General features: G+C 67.7%; 6 protein-coding genes and 1 tRNA gene. 5 read left to right on the top strand and 2 right to left on the bottom strand.

Translation table 11 applies throughout. The features are described 5' to 3' along the window. The coding region (locus NTY77_04015; GenBank protein ID MCX5794645.1) for a hypothetical protein at window positions 1-252 on the bottom strand (252 nt) is incomplete at its 3' end. A gap of 263 nt (window positions 253-515) precedes the next feature. Further along, complete coding sequence (locus tag NTY77_04010; GenBank protein MCX5794644.1) at window positions 516-2,522, bottom strand: radical SAM protein; 2,007 nt, start codon at window positions 2,520-2,522, stop codon at window positions 516-518. Between the two features lie 54 nt (window positions 2,523-2,576). Between NTY77_04010 and NTY77_04005 the strand changes: the two genes are divergently transcribed. The 5 genes from NTY77_04005 (at window position 2,577) to NTY77_03985 (ending at window position 11,249) form a co-directional block, all read left to right on the top strand. Beyond that, window positions 2,577-3,977 carry a hypothetical protein gene (locus NTY77_04005; protein ID MCX5794643.1) on the top strand — a complete coding sequence of 467 codons (1,401 nt, stop codon included), beginning with the start codon at window positions 2,577-2,579 and terminating at the stop codon, window positions 3,975-3,977. Window positions 3,978-4,015: 38 nt separating this feature from the next. Continuing rightward, on the top strand, window positions 4,016-5,872 hold the full coding sequence (locus NTY77_04000; GenBank protein ID MCX5794642.1) for a hypothetical protein: 1,857 nt from the start codon (window positions 4,016-4,018) through the stop codon (window positions 5,870-5,872). A 154-nt stretch (window positions 5,873-6,026) separates the two neighbouring features. Then, window positions 6,027-6,101, top strand: a tRNA-Val gene (locus NTY77_03995). Window positions 6,102-6,114: 13 nt separating this feature from the next. After that, window positions 6,115-7,896 (top strand): threonine--tRNA ligase, encoded by a 1,782-nt coding sequence (gene thrS, locus NTY77_03990; GenBank protein ID MCX5794641.1) that lies wholly within the window; start codon window positions 6,115-6,117, stop codon window positions 7,894-7,896. Between the two features lie 11 nt (window positions 7,897-7,907). After that, on the top strand, window positions 7,908-11,249 hold the full coding sequence (locus tag NTY77_03985) for a tetratricopeptide repeat protein (protein ID MCX5794640.1): 3,342 nt from the start codon (window positions 7,908-7,910) through the stop codon (window positions 11,247-11,249). Window positions 11,250-11,316 lie beyond the last annotated feature (67 nt).

Here is an 11,316-nt window from a genome sequence, read left to right as displayed (position 1 = left end):
CGCTTCCTCGTCGGTCAGGTCGCTGGCCTCCTTCAGGATCAAGGTCCCCAGCACCAGCGCCACGGCCCGGTTCGGACGCCCTGTCCCCTCGTCGTAGAACTTCGCGAATTCCGGCTCCATGCGCAGCAAGATCGGCAAGGCCTGCTTGTGGAAAGGCCCAGCCCAGCTCTTCTCGCAAGCCTCTTGTTTGGCCCGGGGCATCAGCCCACTGGCGTCGAACATGTCTCGCTGCGGATCCGTGGCTCGGAACATGGCTTTCTCCGTACGCGCGCGTACGGAGAATATACAACATCGCCCTCTACCGTTGAACGAGCGCCCGGCGGCCGTGGGCCGGGCGCCACCGACCCGACGCGCAGCGTCGGGTCGGAAGAACCTCTTGCGCCAGTCCATAGTGCATCTGCCGCCGGCCTTCGGCCGTCGGTTCCGCGCGACTCTGCGAGTCGCGCGGCCGGGTGGGTGTCCTGCGTCTAGAAGCCGGGACTTTTTACGAGAGGCTCAAGTATTGTGTCCCCCAACTAGCGGGTCGCGACGCAGGCCACGAAGTCGTGGACCACTTTGTAGTCCGGCTTGCCCGCGTTGCTCTGGCGCAGCAGTTCCAGGAACTTCTTCTCCGTCTCGGCCCGGCAGCCGGGCTTGACCGCGTTGTAGTAGGCGGTGCCGGCGCCGGATTTGAGCAGGTGCTCCAGCACATCTTCGGCGGAGGAGTACCGGAAGACCGCGGCGCCTTCCCATAGCTCCTCAGGCCGCAGCTTGGCGGCCAGCAGCTCGGCCTCGACGCGGCTGCGGGTGGGGAAATCGAAGGCCACGCGCATCTCCAGGATGTGGGGGTCCTGCGCGCCCAAGGCATAGAACAGCTCGAGCTCCCGGCGGGGGGAGTTCTCGCGGTGCACGATGAAGGCGAGCCGGCCGCCGGGCCGCAAGGCCGCGGCCGCGGCCTGGAAGAAGGGCGCCACGGGGATATAGCCCAGGACCCAGCTCGTGAACACCAAGTCGAACTTCCCGTTGTCGCCCAGCAGCTCGAGCGCGTCTCCTTCGGCGAAACGGACCGGGGCGTCCGGCAGGGAGGCGAGCCTGCGGCGCGCCAAAGAGAGCATCTCGGGCGATAGGTCCGCGGCCAGCAGCGAGCCTCCGTCCGTCAGGCGCCGCGCGATGAGCGCGCTGGCGAAGCCCGTGCCGCAGCCCGCCTCGAAGACCCGTTCCCGACCGTTCCAAGGCAGCTTGGCCACGAGGGCTTCCACAGGCTTGCCCGCTTCGCAGAGCCAGAAGGCGTCGTAGTCCGAATGGATCGTGTCGTAGGCCTGCTTGAGCTCGCGGCTCCCCGCCGCGCTGGTCGCCTCGTCGCGTATCCGGAAGAAGCGGGGGAGCTCATGCTTTTTGGGCAGGTAGCGTTCGCACAATGCTTCGGAGGCGTCCGGCGGCAGCGGGACCGGCCCGTCCGGGATGCGCGCGGACAGGATCTTGCCGACGCAGGAGGGCCGGGGCTTGCGGAACTGGCGGCCCATGCGCTCCAGGACGGCCGCCAGCGGCTGGCCCAGTATGCTGCCGAAGGAGAGCGGCACGAGGTTGCAGGGCGAGACTTCGCCGCTGCCGTCGATGTAGAGATGCGTCAGCCCGGCGCCGCAGCCGAAGGCTTCGGGTGCCTCCACGTAGGCGAAGCAGGACAGGATGGGAAGCTCCTCGTCGCGGGCGACCTCCGCCTGGTAATCCAGGATGCGTCCGCAGTCCGCCGACGAAAGGACCGCGTCCTGGCGGCCTTTGAGGTTCCCGATGGGGCAGGGCTCCAGAAGGTGCACCTCGTAGGCGCCGCCGGCCTTGGCGAAGCGCAGGAAGCTCAGGAACCGCTCGCGGACCAGCAGGCCGGGGCTGGCCACCGCGACGACGTACGAGTACAATCCCGCATCCCGGCACATGCGCAGGGCCGCCAGCGCCGTCCGGAACGCGCCGGCTTTCCCGCGCAGACGGTCGTGCTCGGCCTCGGTCTCGGAGTCGAGGCTGATGCCCACGGCGAAGAGGCCCCGCTCCTTGAGCTTCCGGGCGCGCTCCGGGGTGAGGCCGGAGCCGGTGGTGCCCAAGGACAGGTAGAAGCGTCCGTCGAAAGAGGCGACGACCTCCTCGAGGTCGGCGCGTAGCAGGGGCTCCCCGCCGGTCAAGGTGAGGCACACCGCGCCCAGCTCCGCCAGTTCCGCGGCCAGCTGTCGCAGCCGCGCCAAGGGGATGTCCTTCTGGCTGCGTCCGGCGTTGTAGCAGTGCCAGCATTTATAGGAGCAGCGGTTGGTCACGGCGAGAGTGACCGAGTGCAGGCGCCGCTGGGCGCCCGCGGCGACCTGGTCGAAGCCTTCGGCGAAACGGTCGAAGGCGGGGCTGGGGAAAGGGGGGAAGTTGGTGTTGACCACGAAGCGGTCGCCGAAGCGGACGACCTTCTCCCGGGCCAGGTACCCCTTGAAGAAGGCGGCCACGCGGGGATGGAGCTTGGTGAAGGGGGGCTTGACGGCCACGGCCTGGAAGAACTCGTCTCCGCGCATGTCGGCCTCCGGGGCTGTACTCGTGGATGATACATAATCTAGACTAGCACCAAGATGCGCTCAAGGGCCTGGCTTGGCGCGGCGGCGACGGGAGTGCTGCTCTTGCTGTCTTTCCAGCCGATAGGGCAGGGGTGGCTGGCTTGGCTCGCTTTCATCCCCCTCTGGTGGTCGGTGCTGGACGCCCCGGATGCGCGCTCGGCCGCCAATCTCGGCGCCATGGCCGGTCTGATCTTCTACGGGGCTTCGCTGCATTGGCTCGCCAAGGTCTTCGGCCCTTTCGTGGTCTCCTTCTGGTGCGTCTTCGCGCTCTGGATGGCTTTGCATTGCGCGCTGCTCTGGGGCCTGTGGCGGCGGCTGGGCCCAAGCTGGCTCTGGGCCTTGGCTGTCGCGGCGGCCTGGACCGGGATCGAGTACTTCCGGTCCGAATTGTGGTGGCTGAGGAACGCCTGGCTGGCCCTGGGCTACAGTCAGGTCGGCTATCCGTGGCTGCTGCAGTCTTGCAGTCTCTTCGGAGTCTACGGGCTCTCGGCGCTCATCGCATTCGGCAACGCGGCTCTGCTGCTCTGGCTCAAGGGCCGCAGGGCTGCGGCCCTGGCCGCGGCCTGCGCGGTCCTGCTCCTGGCCGGCTGGGGCGCTTGGCGGGTCGGGCATCTTCAGACGCGGACGGGCGCGCCCCTGCCGGTCGCCGCGGTGCAAGACGAGAACTACGACCTCGCCGGTCTGGTGCGGCTCAGCCGCCGGCCCGAGGCGGCCAAGGCCAGGCTCCTGGTGTGGCCGGAGTACGGCTTCACGGTGCAGCCCGGCCAAGAGGAGCTCTACCTCCGCCTGCTCCGGGATAGGCTGGCCGGACTGCCGTCCGTCAAGGTCGTGGCCGCGGCGATATTCCCTGAGGACACGAAGAAGGGCTGGATGCAGAACTTCGTATGGATCCTGTCCCCTGAGGGGACCCTGCTGGGCCGTTACGACAAGCACCATCCCATCCAGTACGTGGAGCGCAGACTGAAGCCCGACCCGGAGGTCCGGCCCGTGGACACGCCGCTGGGCCGGCTGGGGGTGCAGATCTGCTACGACCTCGACTACGAGGACGGGGCCAGGCGGCTGGTCCGGCAGGGCGCCCAACTCATCGCCGTGCCCAACCTGGACCCGTCCGGTTGGAAGCGCTGGCAGCACTCCCAGCATTCGGCCATGGCGCCGGTGCGCGCGGTGGAGTCCGGCCTCTGGATCGTGCGGGCCGCGTCCTCCGGGTTCTCCCAGATCATCGACCCTTTGGGCCGCGTCCAGGCCGCCCTGGACCATATGAAGTCCGACGTGCTGACCGGCGACGTCTACCTTCGCGAGCCGGGCACGGTCTATTCCGCATGGGGCTGGCTCCTGGCGCCGGCCGCCTTCGCCGCCACGCTGATCGGGCTTCTGGCGGCGTCGGTCATGGCATTCTCCCGGCGCATGGTGCTTTGAGCATGGCAGGCGAGGACAAAGGCCGGCGACCCGGCCGCATGACCGTCTGGCTCAGTGGGCCGGCTGAGGCCGCCGGCCGCAGCGCCGAGCTCTTCCTTTCGGCCTGCGCCAGCTCCGGTATCGCCGGCGTCGCGGAGCCCGTCGCAGCCGAGGCCGGCATCCGCTTCGTGCTGCGGGCTGGGGACGCCGAGGCCGCGGATGCCGAGCCGGGCTGCGACGCCCTCCTTGCGCTCGATGAGCAAGCCATGGCCAGAGCCGGCACCGCGCGGCACTTGGTCCTTTATGACCCCGGCGCGCTGCCGGAGCCGTCCGGCCTTGCGCACGGCGCGGCCGCCTTGGCCCTGCCCGCTTCGGACCCTGAGACCATCGCCGGCGCCTTGGCCTGGCTGGCCGACCTGGAGCTCGAGTCTTTGGCCGAGGCCTGGGGCCGCCGCCTGCGCGGCGAGACCACCGAGTCCGCGGCCGGCAAGATCCAGGCGGCGCGCCGCGCCTGTGAGCAGGCGCAGGCCAAGCTCGGCGCTTCGCCGATCCGCCTGCCTCCCGGCGGCAAGCGCTATCTCAACGTGTCCGGCGCGCAAGCCTTGGCCTGGGGAGCGCTGGCCGCGGGCTGCACCTGCCTGGCGGTCCCGCGCTCCGGGCGAACCCAAGGGCCGGCCGCGGCCCTGCTGGCCTTGGCCGCCCGCGTGGGTCTCGCCGCGCATCCGGCCTCGGATGAGGCCTCGGCCTTGGGCCTCGCCGCCGGAGCCGCCCTCGCCGGTGCCCGGGCCCTGGCTGACCTGACTTCCGGCAGCCTGGCCGCGGCTGGCGAGATGCTGCGTTTCTGCGCCGAGACCGGTCTGCCGGCCGTGGTCCTGGCGCCGGACGACGGCTGGAGTTGGCCCGAGGACCTGCCTGTGGCGCGGTTGCGGCCGGCGGACGTGCGCGAGGCCTTCCTCATGGCCGCACAGGCCTTCAACCTCGCGGAGAGGCACGGGGTGCCGGCGGTGGTCCGCGTCGGAGCCGCTTTGCTGGAGCGAAGGGAGTCGCTGCCGGGCCTGCCCGAGGATGTCCGCATCGAGCGGGATTCGCGGGCGGTCCCGGGCCAGGACGGTGCGCCGCGCGTTATCGCGGCTATGTCGCCGGAGCTTCTGGCCCGGAAGAAGGCAGCGCTTGCGCGGCAGTCCCCGCCCGCCTCGGGGCTCTTCTGCGTGCCTTGTCCCGCGACCTTGGAAGAGCGCGAGCTTCTGCCTCCCGCGGACTTCCTTGCCGACGGCTTGGCCGAAGTCCCCTGCGCCTTCGCGCAGGCCCTGCGTCTTTGCGCCTGGGCCTGGTCCGGGCAAGGCCTGCAGCCCAAGGACATCCTCGTCGTCGCCGGAGGCTCCTGCTGCCTGCCCGAGCCGGTCTTCCCCAAGACCTACGGCGTGCGGGTCCCTCCCGGCCGCGCTTTGGCCGTGGCAGCCGGCGCCAAGCTCGCCAACCCCGCGCTCACGGTGACCGCTTGGGACGACGCCGAGGCGGTCTATCGCCGCGGCCTCGCTCAGCTCTTGGATTCGGCCCGGCTCAACAGCGATCTGCTGGTCTTGCTCTGGTCGCGGGGTCCCGAGCCTCCCATCGACCTCCTTGGCCTGGCACGCCAAGCCGGAGCCACCTTCCTGGCCCGCCTCCCGTCAGCCGACGAGGAAGCCGCGGCGGACCTGGTCGCCCAGGCCTTGTCGCATAAAGGCTTTTCCTTGGTGCAATGCCCCTGTGCGGCAGGGGGCCCAGTCGCGGCCGAGTCGGGCATCCTTCATGAGCTGACCGGTCAGCCCGCCTTCGAGGAGACCGAGCCGTGTCTGGCCGCGCAAGGGGCGCCGGTGGGCATGGCCCTGGACCTGCGCCCTCGCCTCTGCGCCCGATGGGCCGAAGAGCTGGCCTGAACGCATTTGACATATTCGTAATGTCTCGTTCGTATAATGGTTCAATCGGGCGCGCGAACGTCTCCGCCTGCGGCCCCAGGGTTGAATCTCTAGATGCATTTTGATATCTTCTTTTTTCAGGTTTTGCTCTTTTATCCGGCATTTCGATCTCAGTGCCCAGTTGGCGCAGTGGTAGCGCGCTCCCTTGACATGGGAGAGGTCATAGGTTCAAGTCCTATACTGGGCACCATTTTCTCCTGGCAATGACAACGGAGTCCACCAGCATGGCCGAGCCCGCCATCGACATCGAGACCATCCGCCACTCAGCCGCCCACGTGATGGCCCAGGCCGTGCAGGACCTCTTCCCGGGGACCAAGCTCGGCATCGGCCCGGCCATCGAGCACGGCTTCTACTACGACTTCGAGACCTCGCACCACTTCGTCCCCGAGGACCTGCCCCGCATCGAGGCGCGCATGCGCGAGATCGCGGCCGCCAAGCAGACCTTCGCGCGCGCCGAGCGCACCAAGGACGAGGCCCGGCAGCTCCTCCAAAAGGCGGGCGAGAAGCTCAAGATCGAGCTGCTTGAGGACCTCAAGGACGAGGTCGTCAGCTTCTACACCGACGGGCCCTTCATCGACATGTGCCGCGGCCCCCACGTCCCGGACACCGGCGCGCTCCAGCATTTCAAGCTGACCTCCATCGCCGGCGCCTACTGGCGCGGCGATGAGAAGCGCCCCATGCTGCAGCGCATCTACGGGCTCGCTTTCGCCACGGCCGAGGAACTCGCCGCGCATCTCAAGATGGTCGAGGAGGCGGCCAAGCGCGACCACCGCCGCCTGGGCAAGAACCTGGGCATCTTCTTCTTCGACGAGGACGTGGGCCCGGGCCTGCCCATGTGGCTGCCCAACGGCACCGTGGTCATCGACGAGCTCGAGAATCTGGCCAAGGCCACTGAGTCTGCCGCGGGCTACCTGCGCGTCAAGACCCCGCACATCACCAAAGAGAGCATGTACCTCAAGAGCGGACATCTGCCCTACTACAAGGACAGCATGTTCCCGCCCATGGAGTTCGACGGGGTCAAGTACTACCTCAAGCCCATGAACTGCCCGCACCACCACAAGATCTTCGCCTCGGAGCTGCGCAGCTACCGGGACCTGCCCCTGCGCCTGGCCGAGTACGGCACCTGCTACCGCTACGAGCAGTCCGGCGAGCTCTTCGGGCTCATGCGCGTGCGCTCCATGCAGATGAACGACGCCCACATCTACTGCACGCTGGAGCAGTTCGAGGAGGAATTCCTCGCGGTCTGCCGGATGTACCTGGAGTACTTCCGCATCTTCGGCATCGAGAAGTACGTGATGCGCCTGAGCCTCTCCGCCCCGGAAGGGATGGGCAAGAAGTACGTCGGCGAGCCGGAGCTCTGGAAGCAGACCGAGGACATGGTGGCCCGGGCGCTGAAGAACGGCCAGGTCCAGCACGTGGCGGTCCCCAATGAGGCCGCCTTCTACGGCCCGAAGATAGACGTCCAGGTCTGGAGCGCCATCGGCAAGGAGTTCACCTTGGCCACCAACCAGGTGGATTTCGCCGTGCCCCGCCGCTTCGACCTGACCTACCGCGCCAAGGACGGCAGCAGCCAGACGCCGCTGTGCATCCACCGCGCCCCCCTGGGCACCCACGAGCGCTTCATCGGCTTCCTGCTGGAGCATTACGCCGGGGCCTTCCCCTTGTGGCTGGCCCCGGTGCAGGTCAAGATCCTGACCGTCAAGGCGGATGTGGCCGAGCCGGCCGCGCGCCTGGCCAAGTCCCTGGCCGCGGCCGGGCTGCGCGTGGAGCTCGACGTGCGCGACGAGAAGGTGGGCGCCAAGGTGCGCGACGCCTCGATGGAGAAGGTCCCGTACATGGTGGTGCTGGGTCCCAAGGACCTCGCGGCCGGGGTGCTCTCCGTTCGCCTGCGCGACGGTCGGCAGGTCAGCGGCCTCAAAGAGGAGGATTTCGTGGCCAAGCTCAAGGCTGAGATCGCCGGAAAGATGGCGGCCCCGTCGCTATGAGGCGGTTCAACATGGACTCCGGATTCCTGTCCCTGGCCGTCCTGCTCGCCTTGGCCCCGTCTTTGGCCGCCGCGCGCGCCACCCCGCAGATCACGGCGGAAGAGGAAGCCTTCAACGCCGCCGCACAGATGTACCAGGAGACGGGGCGCGACAAGATGGCCGTGATCCAGGCCTTCGAGAACTTCATCAGCCAGTTCGCGCAGAGCCCGCGCGTGTCCGACGCCTACTTCATGGTCGGCGAGGCCTACCTGGACCAGGCCTTGAGCATCCTCAAGTCCGAGGCCTCCACCAAGAAGAGCTCGGCGGCCCGGCTCCTGGCGCCCAGGAACCCGGCCGCAGCCGGGGCCTTGGAGAACGCCCGCAAGGCCTTCTCGGAGGCGGCCGGCGACAAGAAGTCGGGGCTGGGGCCCTCGGCCCTGTACCGTCTGGGCGAGGTCTCCTATAACGACAAGGATTGGAGCCGGGCCGTGGAGGACTTCCACGATGTGGAGAGGCGCTTCCCCAAGGCCTATATCGTGCCCGAGTCCCTGCTGGGGGTCATCTACGCGGACCTGGCCCTGGAAGAGTTCTCCCAAGCCGAGGCCAACCTCTTCCTGCTGGGCGAGACCTACCCGGTGTTCCTCAAGGAACCCTTGGTGCTCTACGCCCAGGGCATCGTGAGCCTGCACAAGGGCGACTACTCGGCGGCCGAGGCCACCCTCAAGCAGGTCAAGACCGCGGAGGCCCAGTATTACCTGGGCAAGACCTACCTGCTCTCCAAGCGCGCCTACCTGGCCGCGGCCGCCTTCGAGAACCTCATCCGCGACTATCCGGAGTCCGACCTCAAGGAGGAGGCTCAGTTCTTCATCGGCGACTCCTTCTTCCTGGCCGAGGATTTCGACGGAGCCATCTCCAAGTACCAGAAGTTCCTCTCGCTCTACCCGGACTCTCCCTTGCGAGTCTCGGCCATGTTCCGCATCGGCTCCTCCTGCTTCCAGAAGAAGGACCTCGTGGAGGCGCGCGCCAACTTCCAGTCCGTGCTGGACCGCTACCCCAAGGACTTCTTCGCGCCGCTGGCCCAGTACTTCATCGCCGAGTCCTATCTGGTGGCGGGCCAGGTGCGCGAGGCCATGTTCGCCTACACCAAGGTCATCACCCAGTACCCCGAGACCATCAGGATCTCGCCTCTGGCCCACTTCAAGCTGGCTTGGACGGGCTACCAGGTGGGGGACTACACCCAGGCCGTGCAGACCTGCAACAACTTCGTGACCCTCTATCCCAACAGCGCGCTGGCCAAGAACGTCTACCTCGTCATGGGCAACGCCCTCATCAAGCTCAAGCGCTACCAGGAGGCCACGGCCGCCTTGCAGCGCATCATCGACCTGGCGCCCTCCTCGGAGATCGCGGAGCAGGCCCTCTTCACCATCCTCAAGAACCAGTTCGACCAGAAGGCCTACAACTCGATCCTCACCTCCTACCAGTTCATCTTCCGCCACCTGCCGCCCTCCAAATCGAAGTGGCGCAGCATGAGCTACCTCTACGCCGCCGAGGCCTATCTGTCCCTCAACCAGACGGAGGAAGCCCGGGTCATCTACGAGATGATCCTCAAGGTCTATCCCGACGACCCGGCCGCCTTCTTCGCCCAGGACGGCCTGGCTTGGGCCTCCTCCTATCAGGGCGAGGACGACCGCGCCCTGCAGGAGCGCAAGAAGCTCAAGGACATGCTCGCGGCCGAGAGCTCCACCTTCAGCTTCTCGGGCCTCAACGAGCTCGGCATCGCCGACAGCCTCTACAACCAGAAGTCCTATGACGACGCCTTCCAGCTCTACAGCAAGTTCGTGGACAACAACCCCAAGGCTGCGGAGGCGCCGGCCGTCCTGTACCGCGCCGGCATGAGCCTCTACCACCAGCGCTACTACACCCAGGCCATCGAGACTTGGCGCAAGCTCCAGGCCCGCTACCCGCAGGCCAAGGAAACAGGCGAGGCCTCGGCCCAGATCGCCGACACTTTGTTCCGCGCCCAGAAATACGACGAGGCCATCGCCGCCTATCGGGACATCATCGCCAACTATCCCCAGAGCGAGCAGCTGCCCATGGCCTACCTGCGCATCGCCCAGTCGGCCTTCAACAGCCGCAATGACGACGCCGCGGTCAAGCAGATCAAGGAGCTGGTGACCAGATTCCCGAAGGCCTCGGAGGCCACGGACGGCCTCGATCTCCTGGAGGGCATCTTCGACCGCAACAAGTCCATGAACTACAAGACTCTCCTGCGCGAGCTGATCGCGGCCGGCTCGGCCAACGCCATCGCGGGCGAGGCGCAGTTCCGCCTGGCGCGGCGCTGCTTCGAGGCCAAGGATTTCGCCGCGGCCGCCACGGGGTTCCAGAAGTTCAGCGTGGACTTCACCAACAACCCGCAGCTGGTCAAGGCCCAGTTCTACCTCGGCGAGAGCTATTTCAGCCAGAACGACTACACCGACGCCATCCCCGCCTACGAGCGCCTGCTCAACAATTTCGACAAGGACGACGACACGCCGCTGGCCCTCTTCCACCTGGCCAGCGCCAACTACGCCCTCAAGAAGTACGAGGAGGCGGTCAAGTACTACACCCGGCTGAGCGAGGAGTATCCCAAGGTGTCCTACGCCAAGGAGACCGAGTTCAACCTGGCTTTGGCCTACAAGGCCCTGGGCAAGACCGACCTGTCCCAGTACTCCTACCAGAAGTACATCGAGCTGGTCGGCGACTCCGACCCCCTGGCGCAGTCCGCGCTCTGGGAGATCTTCAGCCTGCAGAAGGACCGCCGGGATTACGAAGGGGCGCTGGCGACCCTGCAGCATATCCAAGACCACGCCAAGCCGGGCTCGGACACCGTGTTCGAGACGACCTACCGCATGGGCGAGGTCTCGTCGGCCAACAACCGCCCGGACGAGGCCATGAACATGTGGGTGAAGCTCCAGGGGCTCAAGCCCGCCAACAATCCCTTCCGCCTCGACGCCTTGATCAAGCTCGGCGAAGCCTACGAGAAAGCCTCGGACAACGAGCGCGCCGTCGCCGTGTACGAAGACTTGGCGCGCAACGCGGGCCGGGAGATCGCGCAGTCGGCCGCGGCCCGGGCCGCGGCCCTGCGCCGCTCCGGCCGGGGCGGCAAGGGCGCGGCGGCCGCGCCGCCGGAGCCTGCCCCGAAGAAAGCCGCTGCCATGCCGGCCTTGCCCAAGAGGGCGCGCCGCGGGGCGAAGGCTCCAGCGGCCGCGGCCGGACCGGAGCCCGCCCCTGCCCCCGCCCCCGCGGCACCTGCGCCGGCGGCGCAGGAAGCGCCGGCCCAGACCACCAAGGCGCTCAATCTTCCCGGAATGACGGACGGCGACGGCAGCCAATAAGAGAAGTCCAAGGAGAATACTATGCCCTCCAGCGCCAGTTTCGCGATGATGCTCAAGGAGAACATGG

Source organism: Elusimicrobiota bacterium, assembly GCA_026388095.1.
In the GTDB taxonomy this organism is placed as follows: Bacteria; Elusimicrobiota; Elusimicrobia; order UBA1565; family UBA9628; genus UBA9628.
This window is presented reverse-complemented; position numbering and strand designations above follow the sequence as displayed.